Annotated in this window: 18 protein-coding genes; 16 read left to right on the top strand and 2 right to left on the bottom strand. The window is 66.9% G+C overall.

What is annotated here, in order from left to right; translation table 11 throughout:
• The first annotated feature begins 81 nt into the window (after window positions 1–81).
• The 6 genes from ACFQVD_RS16500 (at window position 82) to ACFQVD_RS16475 (ending at window position 6,093) form a co-directional block, all read left to right on the top strand.
• Window positions 82–696 (top strand): ANTAR domain-containing response regulator, encoded by a 615-nt coding sequence (locus ACFQVD_RS16500; RefSeq protein WP_343968743.1) that lies wholly within the window; start codon window positions 82–84, stop codon window positions 694–696.
• A 338-nt stretch (window positions 697–1,034) separates the two neighbouring features.
• Window positions 1,035–2,207, top strand: coding sequence for a branched-chain amino acid ABC transporter substrate-binding protein (locus ACFQVD_RS16495; RefSeq protein ID WP_386274339.1), 1,173 nt, complete (start codon window positions 1,035–1,037; stop codon window positions 2,205–2,207).
• 158 nt (window positions 2,208–2,365) lie between these two features.
• The gene (locus ACFQVD_RS16490) at window positions 2,366–3,334 is read left to right on the top strand and encodes a branched-chain amino acid ABC transporter permease (RefSeq protein WP_343968745.1); all 969 of its coding nucleotides are present in this window, start codon (window positions 2,366–2,368) and stop codon (window positions 3,332–3,334) included.
• Window positions 3,331–4,500 carry a branched-chain amino acid ABC transporter permease gene (locus tag ACFQVD_RS16485; protein ID WP_343968747.1) on the top strand — a complete coding sequence of 390 codons (1,170 nt, stop codon included), beginning with the start codon at window positions 3,331–3,333 and terminating at the stop codon, window positions 4,498–4,500. The genes ACFQVD_RS16490 and ACFQVD_RS16485 overlap by 4 nt, the downstream gene beginning before the upstream one ends.
• Before the next feature lie 65 nt (window positions 4,501–4,565).
• A complete protein-coding gene (locus ACFQVD_RS16480) occupies window positions 4,566–5,330 on the top strand; it encodes an ABC transporter ATP-binding protein (protein ID WP_343968930.1) in 765 nt (254 codons plus the stop codon).
• A complete protein-coding gene (locus tag ACFQVD_RS16475; RefSeq protein ID WP_343968749.1) occupies window positions 5,320–6,093 on the top strand; it encodes an ABC transporter ATP-binding protein in 774 nt (257 codons plus the stop codon). Before ACFQVD_RS16480 ends, ACFQVD_RS16475 begins: the two co-directional genes overlap by 11 nt.
• A gap of 70 nt (window positions 6,094–6,163) precedes the next feature.
• Here ACFQVD_RS16475 and ACFQVD_RS16470 read toward each other — a convergent pair whose 3' ends face one another.
• Window positions 6,164–6,712 carry a DUF4352 domain-containing protein gene (locus tag ACFQVD_RS16470; RefSeq protein WP_343968751.1) on the bottom strand — a complete coding sequence of 183 codons (549 nt, stop codon included), beginning with the start codon at window positions 6,710–6,712 and terminating at the stop codon, window positions 6,164–6,166.
• Window positions 6,713–6,954: 242 nt separating this feature from the next.
• Between ACFQVD_RS16470 and ACFQVD_RS16465 the strand changes: the two genes are divergently transcribed.
• Genes ACFQVD_RS16465 through ACFQVD_RS16455 form a run of 3 tightly spaced genes read left to right on the top strand, consistent with a single transcriptional unit; the run spans window position 6,955 to window position 9,428 of the window.
• Window positions 6,955–7,818 carry an ABC transporter substrate-binding protein gene (locus ACFQVD_RS16465; protein WP_343968753.1) on the top strand — a complete coding sequence of 288 codons (864 nt, stop codon included), beginning with the start codon at window positions 6,955–6,957 and terminating at the stop codon, window positions 7,816–7,818.
• 3 nt (window positions 7,819–7,821) lie between these two features.
• A complete protein-coding gene (locus ACFQVD_RS16460; protein ID WP_343968755.1) occupies window positions 7,822–8,670 on the top strand; it encodes an amino acid ABC transporter permease in 849 nt (282 codons plus the stop codon).
• Window positions 8,667–9,428 carry an amino acid ABC transporter ATP-binding protein gene (locus ACFQVD_RS16455; protein ID WP_343968757.1) on the top strand — a complete coding sequence of 254 codons (762 nt, stop codon included), beginning with the start codon at window positions 8,667–8,669 and terminating at the stop codon, window positions 9,426–9,428. Before ACFQVD_RS16460 ends, ACFQVD_RS16455 begins: the two co-directional genes overlap by 4 nt.
• Before the next feature lie 215 nt (window positions 9,429–9,643).
• Here ACFQVD_RS16455 and ACFQVD_RS16450 read toward each other — a convergent pair whose 3' ends face one another.
• The gene (locus tag ACFQVD_RS16450; protein ID WP_386274337.1) at window positions 9,644–10,063 is read right to left on the bottom strand and encodes a PaaI family thioesterase; all 420 of its coding nucleotides are present in this window, start codon (window positions 10,061–10,063) and stop codon (window positions 9,644–9,646) included.
• Between the two features lie 67 nt (window positions 10,064–10,130).
• Here ACFQVD_RS16450 and polA point away from each other — a divergent pair, with 67 nt between their 5' ends.
• The 7 genes from polA to ACFQVD_RS16415 all read left to right on the top strand — a co-directional run bounded on the left by polA (window position 10,131) and on the right by ACFQVD_RS16415 (window position 22,285).
• Window positions 10,131–12,824 (top strand): DNA polymerase I, encoded by a 2,694-nt coding sequence (gene polA, locus ACFQVD_RS16445; RefSeq protein ID WP_343968759.1) that lies wholly within the window; start codon window positions 10,131–10,133, stop codon window positions 12,822–12,824.
• Window positions 12,825–13,176: 352 nt separating this feature from the next.
• On the top strand, window positions 13,177–14,181 hold the full coding sequence (locus ACFQVD_RS16440; protein WP_386368561.1) for a polysaccharide deacetylase family protein: 1,005 nt from the start codon (window positions 13,177–13,179) through the stop codon (window positions 14,179–14,181).
• A 337-nt stretch (window positions 14,182–14,518) separates the two neighbouring features.
• A complete protein-coding gene (gene rpsA, locus ACFQVD_RS16435) occupies window positions 14,519–16,015 on the top strand; it encodes a 30S ribosomal protein S1 (protein ID WP_343968763.1) in 1,497 nt (498 codons plus the stop codon).
• A 246-nt stretch (window positions 16,016–16,261) separates the two neighbouring features.
• Window positions 16,262–16,711 carry a GNAT family N-acetyltransferase gene (locus tag ACFQVD_RS16430; protein ID WP_343968765.1) on the top strand — a complete coding sequence of 150 codons (450 nt, stop codon included), beginning with the start codon at window positions 16,262–16,264 and terminating at the stop codon, window positions 16,709–16,711.
• Window positions 16,712–17,022: 311 nt separating this feature from the next.
• The gene (gene coaE, locus ACFQVD_RS16425) at window positions 17,023–17,622 is read left to right on the top strand and encodes a dephospho-CoA kinase (protein ID WP_343968767.1); all 600 of its coding nucleotides are present in this window, start codon (window positions 17,023–17,025) and stop codon (window positions 17,620–17,622) included.
• Between the two features lie 129 nt (window positions 17,623–17,751).
• The gene (locus ACFQVD_RS16420; RefSeq protein ID WP_343968769.1) at window positions 17,752–18,939 is read left to right on the top strand and encodes an ArsB/NhaD family transporter; all 1,188 of its coding nucleotides are present in this window, start codon (window positions 17,752–17,754) and stop codon (window positions 18,937–18,939) included.
• 313 nt (window positions 18,940–19,252) lie between these two features.
• Window positions 19,253–22,285 carry an AfsR/SARP family transcriptional regulator gene (locus ACFQVD_RS16415; protein WP_343968771.1) on the top strand — a complete coding sequence of 1,011 codons (3,033 nt, stop codon included), beginning with the start codon at window positions 19,253–19,255 and terminating at the stop codon, window positions 22,283–22,285.
• The last annotated feature ends 57 nt before the right edge of the window (window positions 22,286–22,342 follow it).

Raw genomic sequence — 22,342 nt, 5'->3', positions numbered from 1 at the left:
AGGTGAGCAATTGCATCATAACGCTCTCATGCCCTGCCCTGACGTGGTCCCAATCTAGCGGACGTCGGTACTCTCTTGCTCGTGAGTACGCAGCGGCGAGTGGTGATCGCGGAAGATGAAGCACTGATCCGTCTCGACCTCAAGGAGATGCTAGAGGAAGAAGGATACGAGGTCGTCGCGGAGGCCGGGGACGGGGAGTCGGCGGTCAAGCTGGCCATGGAGCAGCGGCCCGATCTGGTGATCCTGGATGTGAAGATGCCCGTCCTGGACGGGATCTCGGCGGCCGAGCAGATCGTGTCGCAGCGGATCGCGCCGTGTCTCATTCTCACGGCCTTCTCGCAGCGTGACCTGGTGGAGCGGGCGAGGGACGCCGGGGCGATGGCGTACCTGGTGAAGCCGTTCACGAAGTCGGATCTGGTGCCGGCGATCGAGATGGCGGTCAGCAGGCACCAGGAGATCGCCGCGCTGGAGCGGGAGGTCGGGACGCTCTCGGAGCGGTTGGAGACGCGCAAGCTGGTGGAGCGGGCGAAGGGTCTGTTGATGGCGCGGCACGGGTGGAGTGAGCCGCAGTCGTTCCGGTGGATCCAGAAGGCGTCGATGGATCGCAGGCTGAGCATGCGGCAGGTGGCGCAGATCGTGGTCGCGGACGCGGACAAAGGTGGGGGTGGCTCCGAGGCGGGGGCTGAGGAGCCCTGAATCGGACTCTGCGCCTCTTTCCGCAAGCCCGCGCCGCAAGGGGGTGTGGCTCGCGGGGGAGGCGATGTGGGCTTTCTGGGGGCCGGGACGACGGGTCGTGGAGGTGGCGAGGTCGCCAGTGACCATGGCTTTTGCATCTGATAGCCGAAAAGGATCGGTGTTGTAAAGAAACGGTAACGGTAGGCCGTCCTGTATCGACCCGTGACATCGGCTGGCTGTACTAACCGACACAACCCCCTGGCCACCCGCCAGGGAAGGGCATCTGTGAACCCGGTCCTGACGAGGGAACGGGCGAAAGGAAGGCAACCTTGCGGCCTAAGACTGCACGCCTCGGTGGAGTGCTTGCCGCCGGTGTGGCGCTCACCCTCGGTCTCGCTGCCTGCGGTGACGGTGGTACGGAAGCCACGCCGGCTGAGGGTGGCTCCAGTGCTGCCGCCCCCGGTACCGTCAAGCTTGGCTTCATGGGAGACCTGACCGGCGCCAACGCCGGCATCGTCATTCCCCCCCGGAACGGTGCGAAGCTCGTCATCGACGAGTACAACAAGACCAACCCGGCTGTGAAGATCGAGCTGGTCGAGTACGACAGCCAGGCGGACCCGTCGAAGGCGGTCGCCCTGGCCCAGCAGGCCATCAAGACCGACAAGATCGTCGGCCTGATCGGTCCCGCGTTCTCCGGTGAGTCCGCCCAGGTGGCGCCGGTGCTGGAGGAGGCGAAGCTGCCGAGCGTCTCGGCGTCCGCCACCAACGCCGCGCTGTCGGCGAACGGTTGGAAGTACTGGCACCGCGTGCTGCCGAGTGACAACGTTCAGGGTCCCGGCATCGGTGACTTCATCGCGACGGGTCTCGCCGCGAAGAACGTTTTCGTCATCGACGACAAGTCCGAGTACGGCAAGCCGCTGGCCGACGCGGTCAAGGGTGCGCTTGAGGCCAAGAGCGTGAAGCTGACGACGGACTCGCTCGACCCGACCGAGAGCGACTTCTCCTCGGTGGTGAACAAGGTCGCGGCGGCCAAGCCTGACGCGATCTTCTTTGGTGGTTACTACGCCGCGGGCGGCAACCTGCTCAAGCAGCTCCGCGACAAGGGTGTCAAGGACGCGAAGTTCCTGTCCGGTGACGGTTCGCTGGACAAGGGTCTGATCGACGGCGCCGGTGCCGCGAACGCCGAGGGCGCGCTGGTCGGTTGCCCGTGCTACATCGCGACCCCGGATGTGACCGACGCCAAGGTGAAGGCGTTCGCCGAGGCCTACAAGGCCGCCTACAGCGCTGACCCGGCCATCTACGCGGCCGAGGGTTACGACGCCGCGACGGTCTTCGTCGAGGCGATCAAGGCGGGCAACACCACGGCTGAGAAGATCAACGAGTTCATCGCCACGGTGGACTTCGCGGGTGTCTCCAAGCAGGTCAAGTTCGAGGCCAACGGTGAGGTCTCGGCGAAGGACATCTACATCTACCAGGTCAAGGACGGTGCGATCGGCCTCCTGGGCAAGGCCACCGAGGCCAAGCTGGGTTAGTCCTGGGCTGAAGGAGAGTAGGTAGTCGACGCGCGGGGAGCGGGAACGCGCAGTGCGTTCCCGCTTCTCGCGTACTTCCAGAGAGTCCACGAGGTTCTGCTGGAGGCGGTGTGCTACCCGGAAGTGCAGGCGACCCCCGCTAGAAGTGGTAAACCCTAGTGCTCAATGACTTCATCAATCAGTTCTGGCCGGCGACGATCGACGGCCTGGCCTTCGGCTCGATCTACGCCCTGATCGCGCTCGGCTACACCATGGTGTACGGCGTGCTGCGGCTGATCAACTTCGCGCATTCAGAAGTTTTCATGATCGGTACGTTCGGTGCGATGCTGGTGCCGTTCGTGTTCGGCATCAACTCCCCGCTCACCGGCATCGCGCTGGTCGGTGTCGTGGTGGCGATGATCCTGGCCGGCATGCTCGCCTCGGCGGGTACCGCGATCGCGCTGGAGCAGATCGCCTACCGGCCGTTGCGCAAGCGCGGCGCGTCCCGACTGGCGGCGCTGATCTCGGCGATCGGTGCCTCGATCTTCCTCCAGGAGTTGTTCGCGCTCCTGGTGATCCCGGAGGTCTTCAACCGTCCGGAGCAGGGGCGTATTCAGATGGCTCTGCCCCGGCTGATGGAGCGGAGCGAACTTTTCTCGATCTTCGGGCATTCTGTCCGGCTCGACCAGATATTCGTCATCCTCGCGGCGATCGGCATGATGATCGCGCTGGACGCCCTGGTGAATCGCTCGAAGATCGGCCGGGGTATTCGCGCTACCGCGCAGAACCCCGAGGCGGCCGTGCTGATGGGCGTCGACATCAACAGGATCGTCCGGATGACCTTCCTCATCGGCGGTGGCATGGCCGGTGTGGCGGGTGCGCTCTATCTGATCTCGTACGAGAACACGCACTACTTTGTCGGATTCCTCTTCGGTATCAAGGCGTTCACCGCGGCGGTCCTGGGTGGCATCGGCAACCTGCGCGGCGCCCTGGTCGGTGGAATCACGCTCGGGCTGGTGGAGAACTACGGAGCCATCTTCTTCGGCTCCGACTGGAAGCACGTGATCTCCTTCACCATCCTCGTCTTGGTCCTGATGTTCCGCCCCACCGGAATCCTCGGTGAATCACTCCAGCAGGCGCGCGCATGAACCAGAAGAATTCCCTGGCAGGTATCCGCAACGGTCTCGGTCGCTTCGGCGACGCCATGCACGATCGCTGGCTGAGCACTCCCGGCTGGCAGCGCTGGATCCTGTACGTGTTCCTGATCATCGGGGCACTGCTGCTGCCGTCGGAGAGTCTCGCTCCCTTCATGTCGCCCTACACCGACTGGGCGAGCATCCTGTTCTTCCCGATCGGGACGTACGTGGTCCTGGCGATCGGCCTGAACGTGGTGGTCGGCCAGGCGGGTCTGCTCGACCTGGGTTTCGTCGCGTTCTACGCGGTGGGCGGTTACGCGATGGCGTTGATCGGCACCCGGCTGGGCTGGAACTTCTGGCTCATCCTGGTGGTCGGCATCGGGATCTGTGCCCTGTCGGGTCTCACGCTGGGCGCTCCGACGCTGCGGTTGCGCGGTGACTATCTGGCGATCGTCACGCTGGGTTTCGGCGAGATCATCCGTATCACCGCCCGCAACACCGACGAGATCGGTGGCCCGAACGGCATCCGCGGCATTCCGCACCCGCCGAGCATCGAGGACTTCAGTCTCTTCGGGATCAACTTCTCCGAGGTGTTCGGGGTGGATCCGCTCAAGTACGGCGTGCTGGACCCGCGGCCCTACTACTACCTGCTGGTCGCGCTGGCCGTCATCGTGATCATCCTGGTGAAGCGCTGGGAGAAGAGCCGGGTCGGGCGTGCCTGGGCGGCGATCCGTGAGGACGAGGACGCGGCCGAGGTCATGGGCGTGCCGACGTTCCGCTTCAAGATGCTCGCCTTCGCGATCGGTGCCTCCATCGGTGGCGCGATGGGTGTGCTGTGGGCGGCGAAGGCCATCTCGATCAACCCGAACGACTTCCAGTTCCTGCTGTCGGCGACGATCCTGGCCGCGGTGGTCATGGGTGGTTCGGGCAACCTGCCGGGTGTCATGCTGGGCGCCTTCCTGGTGGCCTGGCTGCCCGAGCGGTTCCGTGGCCTGCAGGAGTACCGCATGCTGATCTTCGGTGCGGTGCTGGTGGCGCTGATGATCTTCCGCCCGGAGGGTCTGCTGCCGTCGCGTCAACGCAAGGCGGAGTTGCAGGAGGGAACAGGCGGGATGGGTACGCTCGGGGCCGAGGTCCCCGGGCCCGATTCGCAGGTTGAGGAGGTGGCTTCCAAGTGAGCGCCGAGGTGAATCCGGCCACTGTGACCTCGGAGGTGGCACAGGCGGAGCGGAGCGGCCGCACCATGTTGGAGCTGCGGAACCTCGTGATGCGGTTCGGCGGTGTCACAGCGCTGCGCGAGGTCGACCTGACCATCAAGGAAGGGGAGATCTTCGCGCTCATCGGCCCGAACGGCGCCGGCAAGACCACGGTCTTCAACGTGGTGACCGGGGTCTACCAGCCGACCGAGGGCGAGGTCCGCTTCCTGGACGAGAAGATCAGCGGCGTCAAGCGCTTCAAGATCACGAAGCGGGGTATCGCCCGCACGTTCCAGAACATCCGCCTGTTCCACAACATGACGGCCATCGAGAACGTCATGGTGGGCGCGGACGCGCACCACAGGTCGGGCATGGTCAGCGTGGCGCTGGGGCTTCCCTGGCACCGCAAGGCCGAGCGCGAGGGGCGCGCACTGGCGATGGAGCTGCTCGACTTCGTCGGCATCTCGCACCGCGCGCAGGACCACGCCAAGAACCTGCCCTACGGTGACCAGCGTCGTCTGGAGATCGCCCGCGCCCTGGCGACCAACCCGAAGCTGCTGCTGCTGGACGAGCCCGCCGCCGGTATGAACCCGGCGGAGAAGGTGGCGCTGCAGCAGCTGATCCGGGACATCCGCGACGCCGGGCGGACGATTCTGATCATCGAGCACGACATGAGCCTCATCATGGGCATCAGTGACCGCATCGCGGTGCTGGACTTCGGCCAGAAGATCGCCGATGGCCTGCCGGACGAGGTGCGGACCGACCCCCGGGTCGTCGAGGCGTATTTGGGAGCTCCCGCCGATGCTTCTTGAGGTCAAGGACATCCATGTCCACTACGGCAAGATCGAGGCGCTCAAGGGCATCTCGGTCGAGGTGAACGAGGGCGAGATCGTCACGCTCATCGGGGCGAACGGGGCGGGTAAGACCACCACCCTGAAGACGATCTCGGGCCTGCGCCCGCTGTCGTCGGGGAGCATCACCTTCGACGGCAACGACATCAGCAAGATGCCCGGCCACCAGCGGGTCGTCGCGGGTCTGGGGCAGGCGCCCGAGGGCCGGGGCGTGTTCCCGGGCATGACGGTGCAGGACAACCTGCTCATGGGCGCCTACACCCGCTCGGGTGATTTCAGCGCCGACCTGGACGAGGTCTACGAGCTCTTCCCTCGCCTGCTGGAGCGCAGGACCCAGATGGGCGGCACGATGTCCGGAGGTGAGCAGCAGATGCTCGCCATCGGCCGCGCGCTGATGGCCAAGCCCAAGCTGCTCCTGCTGGACGAGCCGTCGATGGGTCTGGCGCCGCTGATCGTGCAGCAGATCTTCTCGATCATCGAGGAGATCAACCGCCGGGGCACCACGGTGCTGCTGGTGGAGCAGAACGCCCAGCAGGCGCTGAAGCTGGCCCACCGCGCCTACGTCCTGGAGACCGGGCAGGTGGTCAAGAGCGCGCCCGCGGACGAGCTGCTCAACGACCCGGCCGTGCAGGCCGCCTATCTGGGCGGTGGAGCGGCGCACGACCTGGTCGAGGAGGCGGCGGGTGCTCCCGGCTCCGCCTCCGTGCCGGAGGAGCCGGCCTGATCGGTGCCTTTCACGGCAGAGGTGAGCCCGCCGCGCGTCGGCGCGGCGGGCTCACCCATGTCGGGGCGGCTCAGGACAGTGGCACCTGCACGCCGTCGGTGGTGCCTCCCACGCCGAGGGGCGGATCGCCGAACAGCCTGATCGCGGTGACCTTCGCCTCTTTGGGGATGTCGTACCACAGGTCCATTTCGATCCTGACGCCGGCGCCGAGCGGGAGGGTGTCCGGCTGGCGCTTGATGGCCTGCGCGAACTTGTCGATCGGGTGGCCGGTGCCGTCGGCGGTGATGAGCCGCTGCCGCTTGGCGTCGAAGCGCGAGTTGGTGCGCCCGGGGTTCTCCACGAGAATCCGCACGACCACGTACTGGCCCTTGGCCTGCCATTCGGCGTGGCTGCCGAAGAAGCCGCTCAGGCCCTTCTGCAGGCCGATCACCTGGAACCGGGTGTCGCCGTCGGTCACCGGCGCGGCCCTGATGGGGCTCTCGCCCGGTCGTACCGGGCGCGGCGGGAGCTCGTAGGTGGAGGTGGGGGAGGCGGTTGGAGCCGGCTCCTCCGCGGTGCAGCCGGACAGCGCGGCGACGACGAGAGCGACACCGGTGAACAGGGCTAGGGGGGCACGCACATCGGGCAATGTAACCGGGGCGGACCCCGAAGTTCAACGACCGGCCCGGCCGGCGTTGACGATCCGGCAAGTGCCCGTATCCCGGTCCGCGGTGGGAGCAGGGTGTGGGTCGGGGGGCTCCTGACACGGTTGTTGTCCGAATTGTGTCATACCGGTGATCTGCACGATTACGCAGGTGATGGAGCATGACCTGCATTGAGGTATCCATAAAAGAAGCGACATTTGACCGTAAGGAGGCCTTTGTGGGCCTGAGTTTTGTTTCCCGTCGTGCGATCACGGTGGGCGCCATGGTCGTCGCCGGTGCGCTCGGCCTCACGGCCTGCGGCGGTGGCGAGACCACCAGCGCGAGCCCGAGCGATGGTGCCTCGGCAAGCGCTCCCGCGGCCGCGGCCGGCCCGCAGGTGATCACCCCCGGCAAGCTGACCACCTGCACCAACCTGCCCTACGAGCCCTTCCAGTTCAAGGAGGGCGAGAAGGTCGTCGGCTTCGACGTCGACATCGTCGACCTGGCGGCCAAGAAGCTCGGCCTGACGCAGGAGATCGTCGACATCGACTTCGCCGTCATCAAGAGTGGTGCGGCGATGGCGGCGGGCAAGTGCGACGTGGCCGCCGCCGGTATGACGATCACCGAGGAGCGCAAGGCCAACATCGACTTCTCCGAGCCCTACTTCGACGCCACGCAGGCACTGCTGGCCAAGAAGGGAGCCGGCGTGGCGACCCTCGACGAGGTCAAGGCCAAGGGCCTCAAGCTCGGCGCCCAGGCCTCGACCACGGGCCTCGACTACGTCAAGGGCAAGGGCCTGGACCCGAAGGAGTTCGCCGACTCTCCCAAGGAACTGCTCGGCCTGCAGTCCGGCCAGGTCGACGTGATCGTCCAGGACCTTCCCGTCGTCCTGACCTGGCTGAAGAAGCCTGAGATCGCGGAGAAGTTCGAACTGGTCGCCAGCCTCGACACCGGCGAGCAGTACGGCGTCGGCCTGAAGAAGGGCGCCGACCCGGTCCTGCTCAAGGCGATCAACGACGCGATCACCGAGGCCAAGGCGGACGGCACCTACGAGCAGATCTTCGTCAAGTGGTTCGGTAAGAAGCCCGGGGAGCTCGGCTAACCGATGACGGACCAGTCAACGACGACCGAGCCCACTCCCGGCGGGGGCGCCCCCGCCGGGAGTGGGCTCAGTCCCCGTAAGAGACAGCAGATCAGCCGGGCCGTCCAGTACGTCGTACTGGCGGCCGTGGCCGTCTTCCTGGCCCTGACCATCGAGTGGGGCGAGCTCGGAAAGAACTTCGCCAGGCTCGACGTCGCGGAGAAGACGCTTCCCGAGCTGTTCACGATCGCGCTGAAGAACACCATCATCTACTCGGTCGGTGGCTTCGTCTTCGCCTTCCTGCTCGGTCTGCTGTTCGCGCTGATGCGGATGTCGTCGGTGCGGCCCTACCGGTGGATCGCGATCGCCTACATTGAGATCTTCCGCGGCCTGCCCGCGCTGCTGATCTTCCTGCTCATCCTGTTCCTGCCGCTGGCCCTGAGCGGCTTCCAGGTGCCGGGCGGCACCTACGGCGAGGGCATCCTGGGTCTGACGATCGTCGGTTCGGCCTACATGGCGGAGACGCTCAGGGCGGGCCTCCAGGCGGTGCCCAAGGGGCAGATGGAGGCGGCGCGCTCGCTGGGCATGTCGTACACGCGGGCCATGGTCTCCATCGTCATCCCGCAGGCCGTGCGCATCGTGATCCCGCCGACGACCAACCAGTTCGTCTCCCTGCTCAAGGACTCCTCGCTGGTGCTGTTCCTCGGCGTCTCCGGTGACTACGTCGAGCTCACGAAGTTCGGCAACGACATGGCCTCGACCCATGCCAACGCCACGCCCATCCTGGTCGTGGGCGTGACATACCTTCTGGTCACCATCCCGCTGGGCTATCTCGCGTCCCGGCTGGAGAAGCGCCAGGCGAAGGGACGGTGACTCCGGTGAACCACGCGGTTGAGATCCGTGACCTGCACAAGCGCTTCGGCAAGCTCGAGGTTCTCAAGGGCATCGACTTCGCCGTCGACCCCGGCCAGGTGGTCTGCGTCATCGGCCCCTCGGGGTCGGGAAAGTCCACCCTGCTGCGCTGTGTGAACCTGCTGGAGCAGCCGACGTCGGGCAGGGTGGTCGTCCACGGGGTGGAGCTGACCGACCGCGACGTCGACATCGACGCCGCCCGCCGCGGCATCGGGATGGTCTTCCAGCAGTTCAACCTGTTCCCGCACATGACGGTCCTGCAGAACGTGATGATCTCGCAGCGCCGGGTGCTGAAGCGGGGCAAGGCCGAGGCCGAGAGGATCGCCAGGGAGAACCTGGACAAGGTCGGCATCGGTGAGAAGTGTGACGCCTACCCCGTTCAGCTCTCCGGTGGCCAGCAGCAGCGGGTGGCCATCGCCAGGGCGCTGGCCATGAGCCCGGCGCTGATGCTCTTCGACGAGCCCACCTCGGCGCTCGACCCCGAACTCGTCGGTGACGTGCTCACGGTCATGCGCAAGCTCGCCGAGGAGGGGATGACGATGCTCGTGGTCACCCACGAGATGGCGTTCGCCCGCGACGTGGCCGACCGGGTGGTCTTCATGGACGGCGGCGTGATCGTGGAGGACGGCCCGGCGGAGCAGGTGATCGGCGCTCCGCGGCACGAGCGCACGAAGACCTTCCTGAGCCGGGTGCTCGACCCGACGCACACGGACATCTGAGTCTCGTACCACAGGGCCCGCACCCGCCCGGTGCGGGCCTTCGCGCGATGAGGGTCGAGGTAGGCCGAGGTCAGGGAGCCCGGGGGAGGCCTTTGGCGCCGTACGGAGCTTCCCCGACCCCGTACGTTTTCTACTCGGCCTCCCCGCGGGCATCGCCGTCACCCACCGTAGCGGAATCGTCGCTCGATGATGGCAAAAAGGCGGCCCGGGTGTGTTCAGGCGTCGCGCAGCATGCAGGTGAGACGCGCGGTGCACACCTTGCGGCCCCGGTCGTCGACGATCTCGATGTCGTAGGTGGCGAGGGTACGGCCGCCGTGCAGCCGGGTGGCCACGCCGGTGACCAGACCGGAGGTGGCCGAGCGGTGGTGGGTGGCGTTGATCTCGATGCCCACCGCGATCCGCTCGCGGCCCGCGTGCATCGCCGCGCCGACCGAGCCCAGGGTCTCGGCCAGCACGCATGAGGCGCCGCCGTGCAGCAGGCCGTACGGCTGGCTGTTGCCTTCGACCGGCATCGTGCCGACCACCCGTTCCGGGGTGGCCTCGGTGATCTCGATGCCCATCCGCTCCACCAGCGTGTTCGCGTGGGCGACGCTCATCTGCTCCTGGAGGGACCGGGTCTCGTCGGGGTCGGTCATGGTCAAGGGGACGTCTCCTGTCAGGTGAGTCAGACGTTCTGTCGTACCAGGAGACTAGGCTTTCGCTGTGCCGAAGAACGAAGCGACCCCCACTCGTCCGTGTCTCCTGCTGCTGGATGGGCATTCACTCGCCTATCGGGCCTTCTACGCCCTGCCGGAGGAGAACTTCTCCACCACCACGGGCCAGACGACCAACGCGGTCTACGGGTTCACCTCGATGCTGGTCAACGTGCTCCGCGACGAGCGGCCGACCCACGTGGCGGTCTGCTTCGACCGTTCCGAGCCGACGTTCCGCCACGAGGAGTACGCCGACTACAAGGCGAACCGGAGTGCGAGTCCGGACAGCTTCCGCAGCCAGATGAGCCTGATCCACGAGGTGCTCGACGCGGTGCGCGTGCCGCACCTGTCGCTGGCCGGATACGAGGCCGACGACCTGATCGCCACCCTCGCCACCCGCGCCGCCGAGCAGGGCATGAACGTGCTGATCGTCACCGGCGACCGCGACGCGCTGCAACTCGTCGACGAGCGGGTGACCGTGCTGATGACCCGTGTCGGCATCAGCAACATGACCCGCTTCACCCCCGAGGCGGTCCTGGAGAAGTACGAGCTGACCCCGGCCCAGTATCCCGACTTCGCGGCCATCCGCGGCGACTCCAGCGACAACCTGAAGAACATCCCCGGTGTCGGGGAGAAGACCGCGGCCAAGTGGATCCGCGAGTTCGGCTCGCTGGAGGAGCTGGTCAACCGGGTGGACGAGGTCAAGGGCAAGGTCGGCGACAAGCTCCGCGACCACCTCGACCAGGTGCTGATGAACCGGCGCCTGACCCAGCTGATCCGCGACGTCCCGCTGGAGCAGGAGATCTCCGGGTTGACGGTCGGCGCGGCCGACCGCGACGAGATCAACAAGATCCTCGACACGCTGGAGTTCCGCGGCGAGATCCGTGACCGGCTGTTCAAGACGATCGGTTCGCCCGAGGCGGAGACCGAGGAGGGCTTCGAGGTCGAGGTCGTCACCCTCGGCCCCGACGAGGTGGACCCGTGGCTGCGCGCGCTGCCCGAGGGCCGCGCCGGCCTGGCCTTCAAGGGCACGTACGGCAGCGGCACCGGCCGCGTCGACAGCATCGCCATCGCGGCGGTCGGAGCCGGGGCCGCGTTCATCGACCCGACCACGCTGACCGAGGCCGACGAGGCGGCCCTGCGCGCGTGGCTGGCCGACGCCGGAAAGCCCAAGGCGGTGCACGACGCCAAGGGCCCGATGCTCGCGCTGTGGGCGCAGGGAATGGAGCTGTGCGGCCTCACCTGTGACACCGCGCTCGCCGCCTACCTGGCGACGCCCGGGCAGCGCTCGTTCCCGCTGGAGGACCTCGTGCGGGTCTATCTGCGGCGCGAGCTGCGCGGTGAGGCCGACAACGGCGGCCAGGCCAGCCTCTTCGACGACCAGGACGAGGACGCCGCCCGCGACCTGGCCCTGCGGGCACTGGCGGTCGGCGAGCTCGCCGACGCGCTGGAGGCGTTCCTGGAGCCGCTGGGCGGCATCCATCTGATGCGCGACGTGGAGCTGCCGCTCGTCACCGTGCTGGCCGAGCTGGAGCGGGCCGGCATCGCCGCCGACAAGGAGTATCTCAGCGGCCTGGAGGCCGAGTTCGGCGCCGCGGTCAAGCAGGCGGTCGAGGCGGCGCACGCCTCCGTGGGCGGTGAGCAGTTCAACCTGGGCTCGCCCAAGCAGCTTCAGGAGATCCTGTTCGTCAAGCTCAACCTGCCCAAGACCAAGAGGACCAAGACGGGCTACACCACCGACGCCGGCGCGCTGGCCTGGCTGGCCGCCCAGACCGAGCACGAACTGCCGACGATCATGCTGCGCCACCGTGACCAGGCCAAGCTGAAGGTCACGGTCGAGGGCCTGATCAAGGAGATCGCCGACGACGGCCGCATCCACACCACGTTCAACCAGATCGTGGCGGCCACCGGCCGGCTCAGCTCGGAGAAGCCCAACCTGCAGAACATCCCGATCCGCACCGCCGAGGGCCGCCGCATCCGGCAGGGCTTCGTGGTCGGCAAGGGCTTCGAGACCCTGCTGACCGCCGACTACAGCCAGATCGAGCTGCGCATCATGGCTCACCTGTCCGGCGACGAGGCGCTGATCGCGTCCTTCGAGTCCGGGCACGACTTCCACAAGGCCACCGCGGCCCGGGTCTTCGACACCGAGCCCGAGCAGGTCACCGGGGAGATGCGGGCCAAGATCAAGGCGATGAACTACGGCCTGGCCTACGGACTGTCCGACTTCGGGCTGTCGGAGCAGCTCAACATCCCCGTCTCCGAGGCCAGAGCGCTCAAGGAGGGGTATTTCGAGGAGTTCGGCGGCGTCCGCGACTTCCTCAACGCGATCGTCGCGCAGGCCAGGAACGACGGCTACACCGAGACGATCATGGGTCGGCGCCGCTACCTGCCCGACCTCAACAGCGACAACCGCCAGCGCCGTGAGATGGCCGAGCGGATGGCGCTCAACGCGCCCATCCAGGGCTCGGCGGCCGACATCATCAAGGTCGCCATGCTCAACGTGCAGGGCGCGCTCAAGGAGGCGGCGCTCGGCTCCCGGATGCTGCTGCAGGTCCATGACGAGCTCGTCTTCGAGGTGGCTCCCGGTGAGTTGGAGACGTTGCGCGAGCTGGTCACGGACCGGATGAACGCCGCCTACGCCCTGCGCGTCCCGCTGGCGGTCTCGGTGGGCGTCGGCCGTACCTGGGAGGACGCCGGGCACTGACGCCGGGCACTGACGCCGGACGCCGACGCGGGGCACTGCCACGGGCCGCTGACACGGGCCACCCAGGCCCGGGCACCGACGACCGCCCCAAGCGCCGGGGGCCGCTGGGAGCCGCTCACCGGCCGGGTGAGGGCCGCCTGCCTGCTCGGTGCCCCGCTGGGGGCGGTCACCGACGGCCGCCTTCTCGGTGCCCCGCCCAGTGTCCCGCAGGGGGAGGGGCGGGCACTGACGACGCCTCCGAGTGGGCGGCTGACCTCCCCGGGAGGGCTGAACTCCGCCGATTGGTCGGGCCTGTCCGAGTCTGTTCTAGGCTGGTGATCCAGTCGATAAGCTCAACGGGCGCGGGAGTGCTGTGCGGAGTCCAATCCCCCTGACGCAGATCATCATGCTCACCAATGTGGTGGTCGTCGCGGTGGCGGTGGTGGTGCTCCTGGTGCTCCCGGCACCACCCGGTCCGCCGGGCGCGGCCGGGGTCTCCGGGACGGGCCGGGTGTCCAGTCCGCCCCCGCCGTCCGCGACCCCCTCGCCGACACCGGATCTTCCCTCGGCCGAGCTGCCGCCGCCGGTCACCGCCACGCCGGAGTTCGCGCGGCAGGTGAAGGCCAACGAGGCCGGCATGGTCCCGATCCTGATGTACCACCGGATCATCGGCAAGCGGCTGGCGTCGATCGACCGTACGCCCGCCCAGCTGCGCAAGGAGCTGGAAATGCTCGCCAGGGACGGTTACGTACCGGTCACCGCGCGGGAGTTCGCCACCGGGAGGATGGACATCCCCGCGGGCAAGTACCCGGTGGTGCTGACCTTCGACGACGGTCATCCCAGCCACTTCGCGCTGGAGGCGGACGGCACCCCGGCCAGGAACACCGCGGTCGGAATCATCTATCAGGTGGCCAAGAAACACCCAGATTTCCGGCCCGTCGCCACTTTCTGGGTCAACCAGCAGCCTTTCGGCTTGCGGAACGCCAAGGATCAGGCGCGGGCCGTGCAGTGGCTGAACTCACGGGGTTTCGAGGTGGCCAACCACACCTGGGGCCATCCCCACCTGCCGAGCCTGCCCAAGAAGAAGATCGCCGAGCAGCTCGCCCGGGTCGAGCGGCTGCTGAAGCAGCTCGGCGTGCCCCCTCCGAGACGATGGCGCTGCCGTTCGGCGCGATGCCCCGCAAGAGGTCCACGGTGCAGTCGGGAAGGTGGCAGGGTGTCTCCTACCGGTTCAAGGCCGTCTTCCTGGCCGGTGCCGAGCCGTCGGTCTCGCCGTTCGCCAAGAACTACGACCGGCGATCGGTCCAGCGGATCCAGAGCAATGGTAAAAAAGGCGAGTGCCGGAAATGGTGTTCCCAATACTGGCTGGAGTGGCTGAACAAGCACCCCCGGCAGCGCTACACGGCGGACGGCGACCCCGAGCGCATCTCCGTCCCACGGGCGCTTCGGGGTAGTATCAGGGTTGATCGGAGAGAGATGATCAACGCCTATTAGGCGAGATCGTTATCCTTTCGGCACGCGGGAGCGTAGTGTCGTCGGATTGACCACACCCGTCTGGTCTCATATGCTGATCGCTGCGTTGTGGGCTCGCGCGTGTCTCGGACGGAGTGGGCTCGCGCTCGATCACGCCGATGTGAATTCATTCGGCTGACGGTAAGAAGCCTGCCGCGCGTTCGCCACATCGACATCTGTCCGCGTTCGGAGCAACTCCACACATGACGAGCAGCACTGAGGCCACCTCGAGCACCCCGCAGGTAGCGGTCAACGACATCGGCTCCGAGGAAGAGTTCCTCGCAGCGATCGACCTGACCATCAAGTACTTCAACGACGGCGACATCGTCGAGGGCACCGTCGTCAAGGTCGACCGAGACGAAGTTTTGCTCGACATCGGCTACAAGACCGAGGGCGTCATCCCCTCGCGTGAGCTCTCGATCAAGCACGATGTCGATCCGGCGGATGTCGTCGAGGTTGGCGAGCACGTCGAGGCCCTTGTTCTCCAGAAGGAGGACAAGGAAGGCCGCCTGATCCTGTCCAAGAAGCGCGCTCAGTACGAGCGGGCCTGGGGCACGATCGAGAAGATCAAGGACGAGGACGGCATCGTCACCGGCACCGTCATCGAGGTCGTCAAGGGTGGTCTCATCCTCGACATCGGCCTGCGTGGCTTCCTGCCGGCGTCCCTGGTCGAGATGCGGCGCGTCCGCGACCTCCAGCCTTACGTGGGCCGCGAGCTCGAAGCGAAGATCATCGAGCTCGACAAGAACCGCAACAACGTGGTTCTGTCCCGCCGCGCCTGGCTTGAGCAGACCCAGTCCGAGGTTCGCCAGACGTTCCTCAACACCCTGCAGAAGGGTCAGGTCCGCAAGGGCGTCGTCTCCTCGATCGTCAACTTCGGTGCGTTCGTCGACCTCGGCGGCGTCGACGGTCTGGTTCACGTCTCCGAGCTCTCCTGGAAGCACATCGACCACCCCTCCGAGGTCGTCGAGGTCGGCCAGGAGGTCACCGTCGAGGTGCTCGACGTCGACATGGAGCGCGAGCGCGTCTCCCTGTCGCTCAAGGCGACGCAGGAAGACCCCTGGCAGCAGTTCGCCCGTACCCACCAGATCGGTCAGGTCGTCCCGGGTCGCGTCACCAAGCTGGTGCCGTTCGGTGCGTTCGTCCGCGTCGAGGAGGGCATCGAGGGCCTGGTCCACATCTCCGAGCTGGCCGAGCGCCACGTCGAGATCCCCGAGCAGGTCGTCCAGGTCGGCGACGAGATCTTCGTGAAGATCATCGACATCGACCTGGAGCGTCGCCGGATCTCGCTCTCGCTCAAGCAGGCGAACGAGGGTGCGATCGGCGCCGACGTCGAGTTCGACCCCACGCTGTACGGCATGGCGGCGACCTACGACGAGTCGGGCAACTACATCTACCCCGAGGGCTTCGACTCCGAGACCGGCGAGTGGCTCGAGGGCTTCGACAAGCAGCGCGAGGAGTGGGAGCGGCAGTACGCCGAGGCTCAGACCCGCTTCGAGGCTCACAAGAAGCAGGTCGAGGAGGCCCGCAAGGCCGAGGCCGAGGCGGGCGAGGCTGCCCCCACGTCCTACTCCGGCGAGACCCCGTCCTCGGGTGCCGGCAGCTCCACCAGCGGCTCCTCCGCTCCGGCGTCGGGTGCCCTCGCCTCCGACGAGGCTCTCGCGGCCCTGCGCGAGAAGCTCGCGGGCGGCCAGAGCTGACCTGTGCGGTAGAAGTTCCAACGGAAGGGCCCCGCTCCGGCGGGGCCCTTCCCGCGTTCCCGGCGTCTTTTCGGTACCGCGTGGCTGTTCGAGCCCTTGGACCCGATGCCTCCCCGCCGACGCGGCGTCTTGGGAACCGCCCTCCGTCGTGTCTCCTGGGTATGACCCGGTGTTCCGGGTAGCCCCGGGCGCTCTTCAGGAGGCCGCTACGAACCTTGATCGCCCGCTAGGGTAGGTGCCGTGGTCATGATCGAGTGGGCGGAGCCCGAGGACGTAGGCGAGATCCTGACCGTGCAGCGCGCCGCCCACGTGGGTGAGGCCCAGCTCTACGGCGATCCCTTCATCGCGCCCCTGGTGGAGTCGGTCGACCAGGTCCGCAGCGCGGTCGAGACGGCCATCGTGCTCGTCGCCCGGGACCGGACGCGGATCGTGGGCGCGATCCGGGGTCGGATGTCCGGCACGACCTGCCTGGTCGGCCGCCTGGCGGTCGCCCCGGACAGGCAGGGCGCGGGGATCGGCGGCGAGCTGCTGGCGGCACTGCACGACGAGGCCGCCGCGGCACTCGCCTTCGATCTGTTCACCGGGCACCTGTCGGAGGGCAACCAGCGGCTCTACCGCCGTCACGGCTACCGCGAGACCCGCAGGGAGCGGATGAGCGACCACCTGACGCTGGTGCACATGCGCAGGGAGCCGTAGGGGCCTTCAGAGGCCCTCCGATACGGCGGATGGAAAGGGGTCGCAACCGACACAAAGGGGCGGCAGAAGCCACCTCTGGCGCCGCGAAGGGCGGCTCCGGCCACCCGTCGACGGACTACCAGGGTGCGCGAGACGGGACGTGATGACCCCTCCCGGGCGACAGGGGAGACACCGACCGTCCTGTGTGGCAGCCGGTGAGGCGGGGGAGAGCAGGGGACGTAAGCGGCGAGGCGGCCTTCCGGCGCGGACCGGCGGAAGGATGTGGGGACCACGCCGCCGGTGGGCGATCCGTACCGCGTATGCTGCGGATCATGTTGAAGGTGGGTCTTACCGGCGGTATCGGGTCGGGCAAGAGCGAGGTCTCCCGGCGGCTGTCCTCCCGAGGCGCCGTGGTCATCGACGCCGACAAGATCGCCCGTGAGGTGGTCGAGCCGGGGACCCCGGGCCTGGCGCGCGTGATCGGGGTCTTCGGCACCGAGATCCTGCACGAGGACGGCTCGCTCAACCGGGAGAGACTCGGCTCGATCGTCTTCGCCGACCCGGAGAAGCTGGCCTCGCTCAACGCCATCGTCCACCCGCTGGTCGGTGCGAGGGTCGCCGAGCTGCAGGAGCAGGCGGCCCCCGGCAGCATCGTGATCTACGACGTCCCGTTGCTGGCGGAGAACAGGCTCGCCCCCATGTACGAGGTGGTGATCGTCGTGGACGCCGCCGACGAGGTGCGGGTGGCCCGGCTGGTCGAGCTGCGCGGCATGAGCGAGCAGGACGCCAGGGCCAGGCTCGCCGCCCAGGCGACCCGCGAGGAGCGCCTGGAGATCGCCGACATCGTGGTACCGAACGAGGGGACCCTGGAGGAACTGGAGGCCAGGATGGACGGCCTCTGGAAGGACCTCACCGCCCGCGCCGCCGGCTGACCGAGGTCGGGGCCGATCCCACCCCGCGGTCTCCGGCCTGGTCGGATCCAGGTGATCTGCGTCGCCCGTGCCACCGACCGAGCGCGATCACCCCTCCTGGGCCGGTCCGCCCAGGTGAGGCGTGCGATCATGGCCGATGTGCTGCGACGACTGGGCATCCTGGATTGGATCCGCTTCGGACTATTGGGCCTCGGACTCCTGTTCGTCGCGACCGGTCTGCTTCCCGTACGGGAGGCGTGGAGCGAGATGGAGCGGATCGCGTCGATCCTGCTCTTCCTGGCCGCAGTGGTCGTCCTCGCGGACCTGGTCAAGGAGGCCGGGCTCTTCGACGCGATCGCGACCCGGCTGGCGATGCTGGGACGGGGAGACCACGCCGCGCTGTTCCTGCTCTGCACGGCCTTCGCGTCGCTGGTCACCATCTTTTTGAACCTGGACACCACCGCGGTGCTGCTGACGCCCGTCATGCTCGCCCTGGCGGCCAGGACCGGGATCGCCGCGCTGCCGCTGGCCATGACGACACTCTGGCTGGCCAACACCGCCAGCCTGCTGCTGCCGGTCTCGAACCTGACGAACCTGCTGGTCGTGGGGCGGGTCGGGATGTCCGCCCGCGAGTTCGCCGGAAGGCTCTGGTTCCCCCAGCTCGTCGCGATCGCGATCACCATGATCTTCCTGTGGGTTTTCTTCTGGCGCCGGGGCCGCCGCGGCGCCGACCGCTACGTCCCGCCGATCCCCGAGCCGATCGCGGACCCGGTGCTGTTCCGGACCGCGACCGGGGTGTGCGTACTGTTCATCGCCGCGATCCTGCTGGAACTGCCGATCCAGTTCGCCGCCCTGGCCGGGGCGGCCCTGATGGTCGCCGCCTTCGCCTGGCGCGACCGCGCCAAGCTCACCTTCGCCCTGGTCCCCTGGCAGTTGCTCATCTTCGTGGTGGCCCTGTTCCTGGTGGTGCCCACCCTGAGCCGGCACGGCCTGGCCGCCCTGATGGGTACCCTGATCGGTGCCGACACGGGCGACGGAGCCTACCGGGTGGCGGCCGCCGGCGCGGTGCTGTCCAACCTGATCGACAACCTGCCCGCCTACACCGCGCTGGAGCGGGTCGTTCCCACCGACGATCGGGAACCCCTCCTCGCCCTGCTCATCGGCACCAACGTCGGCCCTGTGATCACTCCGTGGGCCTCCCTGGCCACCCTGCTGTGGTTCGAGTGGTGCCGCCGCAGGGGAGTACGGGTGCCGATGCGAACCTTCATGCTGACCGGGACCGTACTGGTCACGGTGGCCGTCCCGGCCACCGTGGCGGCACTGCTGTTCACCGCCTGAACCGTCCGGGCGACCGACGCCCATTTCGGTTTCACCGGGACACCGACGAGTGGCCCATGTGCTGGTATCGCATTCAGCGGTGCTCACCTCTCCTCCGCCCCCTATAAAGCAGGGAAAAGATCCTCATATGGATCCGGGAGAGGTTTCACCACTTCGGTTTTTGTAAATATCTTGATCTTGTATGGTTTGACACGCTACGTCGGTGTATTACGACGGCCCCGAAGGCGATGTGACTGTATGCACATGTGTTGAAACAGTACGCCAGAATTGCCGTGCTTTTTGAGACGCATCGAAGGAATCCAGAAAGGAAGACATGGAGTTTCGCGTACTCGGACCGGTGGGGATCTGGCGTGACGAGCGGTTCGTATCAATCGTCGGGCAAAAACAGCGGACCCTGTTGGCAGTCCTGGTGCTGAACGCGAACCGCGTGGTCTCACATGATCGGCTGCTGGTCGCACTGTGGGGAAGTGCCGTCCCGGCCTCCGGGCGGCGGCTGCTCCACAACCATCTGTGGTCCCTGCGCCGCCTACTGGGTGATATCGCCGCTCTCGCGAGCTCACCCGCGGGGTACGCGCTACAGCTCCCCGCCGGTTCCTCGGACCTTGACGTCTTCGACACCAAAGTAGAACAGGCTCGGACGGCCTTGTCCGCAGGTGATGCCGCACAGGCGGCGGAGCGGTTCCGCGAGGCCCTGTCGCTCTGGCGTGGTCCTGCGCTCGCCGGTACTCACCCCGAGTTCCAACTGACCGAAGGTCCCGGGCTGGAAGAACGGCGGGTCGTCACTCTCACCGAGCGAATCGACGTCGATCTCGCCCTGGGCGGGAACTCGGAACTCATCGCCGAGCTGAGGCGATTCGTTGCCGAGAATCCACTGCATGAAAAATTCCGCGGCCAGTTGATGCTTGCCCTCTATCGTGAGGGGCGGGCAGCGGAAGCGTTGGAGGAATACCGGATCGTGCATCGGCACTTCCGGAACGAATTGGGGCTGGAGCCGGGGGAGGACCTGGCCAGACTTCATCAGGCGATTCTCTCGGCCGATCCGTCACTCGATCCGGAGCCACGGCGCCTTGAAGTGCCTGTTGCTCCGCGCTCGCTGCCGATTCCCCGCCAGTTGCCCTCCGACATCGCCCGGTTCACCGGTAGGAAGGATGATCTGCGGCAACTGGACCTGATGTTGTCCACAGGCAAAGGCGGTGTCCCGGCCATGGTGATCACCTCCATCGCCGGTACGGCAGGGATCGGGAAGACCGCGCTCGCGACACACTGGGGACACCGGGTGGCCGGACTGTTTCCCGATGGACAGTTGTACGTGAACCTTCGCGGCTATTCGCAGGGGCAGCCCGTAGCGGCGGCACAGGCACTGCATCGCCTCCTGCGCGGACTGGGTGTGGCCGTGGAGGAGATTCCGCAGGAGGTGGATGAACGGGAGACCCTCTATCGGTCACTCCTGGCCGACAGGCGGGTTCTCGTCGTGCTCGACAACGCGGCGAGTCCCGATCAGGTCCGCCCGTTGCTTCCCGGCTCGCCTTCGTGCAAGGTGATCATCACCAGCCGGGATTCCTTACGAGGGCTCTGGGTCACTCACGATGTTCGCGGTATGACTCTCGACGTCCTCTCGGCCGATGAGGCACGGGACCTGCTCGTGGCCATCCTGGGAACCGAGCGGGTCCGCGGAGAAGCCGAGGCCCTGTCCCAACTGGCCCGGCTCTGCGGTCACCTGCCCCTGGCGCTCCGCCTGGCCGCCGCGCACCTCACGGGCCAGCCAAGCCTGTCCGTTGACGACATGGTGGCAAGGCTCCGGGATGAGAACCCACTGGTCGCCCTGGACATCGGAGAGGATCCACACTCCGGGGTCCGCGCCGCTTTCGAGCTCTCCTACCGGGCGTTACCCGAAACCGCTCGGCGGGTCTTTCGGCTGATGGGCTTCCATCCCGGACCCGACATCGGAGTCGACGCCGTTCTGGTCCTGGCAGGTCTGCCTTCCAGCGAGGGGCGAGCGGCGATCGACAGGCTCGTCGCAGCCCACCTGATCCAGCGAGGGGAGGGGGGACGGTTGGCGATGCACGATCTGGTGCGTGTCTACGCGCGCGACCGCGGCGATCAGCACGACCCGGCCACTGATCGCCGCGACGCGTTGTCACGTCTGTTCGAGTGGTACCTGCACACGGCCGACGAGGCTATGAACTCCATCGACCCCGGGCGGCTTACCATGCTGCACGACGTTTCCCCCGAGGCTCGTATAGGCAAGAAGTTCACCCAATCAAATGACGCCTCGGAATGGCTGGAAGCCGAGTATCAGTCACTGGTGGCCGTCATCGGCCACTGCTCATCGTATGGATGGCCTGTCCATGCTTGGAAAATGGCGCGTACCCTGTCGCGCTTCTTCTACTTTCAAGATCGTATAGAGGATTGGCTAGTCAGCCACGAGCAGGCTCTGACCGCGGCCCGGGAACTCGGGGACCGGCGGGCGGAAGCCGAGGTGCTGGGCTCGTTGGCGTACGCCAACGTGTTCGCCGGAAACCACGAGGAGTATCTGAATCTGCAGTGGCGTGTCCTGGAGTTGTGCCAGGCCGCCGGGAATCGCAAGGGTGAAGCGAAGGCTCTCTGCGACGTCGGCTACGGCCTGCTCCGCATCGGCCGATTACCTCAGGCCATCGAAGCCTGCCTGCGGTCCCTGGAAGTCGAGAAGGCGACCGGCGCCCGGCCCAGCGCAACTGGGGGGCTCTACCGCCTGGCAATAGCCTACAAGCAGGTAGGGAGGCTGGAAGAGGCACTTGATTGCCTGCGTGAATGCCTGCTCCATGTGCGGGAGAAAGGAGATCGCCGCAACGAGAACGAGGGATACATTCTCATCCACCTGGGTGAGGTCCAGAATGGGCTCGGCCACACGGAGGACGCGTTGAGGTCCCATCTGGAGGCTTTCGGAATTGGCCGGCAGGCTGGGAACTCCCGTCTTGAAGCGGACGCCCTCAACAACCTCGGCCGAGGGTATCGGCGACAGGGCCGCTACCTGGAGGCCGTCGAACATCACGAGAAAGCCCTCATGCGGGCGAGAGAGCTGCGTAATCGGGAGCTCGAATGCGACGTTCTCATCGCCCTGGGACGCACTTTTCTCGCGATGGGAGAGCACGACGACGCCTTGGACAACCATCAGGCCGCCTTGAAATTGTCCGTGGACATCAAGTACGTCTACTTCGAAGGTCACGCGCACAAGGGACTTGCCGAGGCGCTGGACGGTCTGGGGCGAGAAGAGGAGGCGAGGGTTCACCGAAAAGAGGCTCTCACCCTCTTCGCGCGAATGGGGATTCCCCAAATCGCGGTCATCGAACGATCGGCGGTTCTTTGAGGTGGCGGCCCGATCGTGAGTCGGTAGGTCGACGGATTCGGTACCGCGATGTCAGGC

This window comes from Streptosporangium amethystogenes subsp. fukuiense (assembly GCF_042665875.1).
Taxonomy (GTDB): domain Bacteria; phylum Actinomycetota; class Actinomycetes; order Streptosporangiales; family Streptosporangiaceae; genus Streptosporangium; species Streptosporangium fukuiense.
The sequence above is the reverse complement of the archived record's forward strand: the minus strand, read 5'-3'. Positions and strand labels throughout refer to the sequence as shown.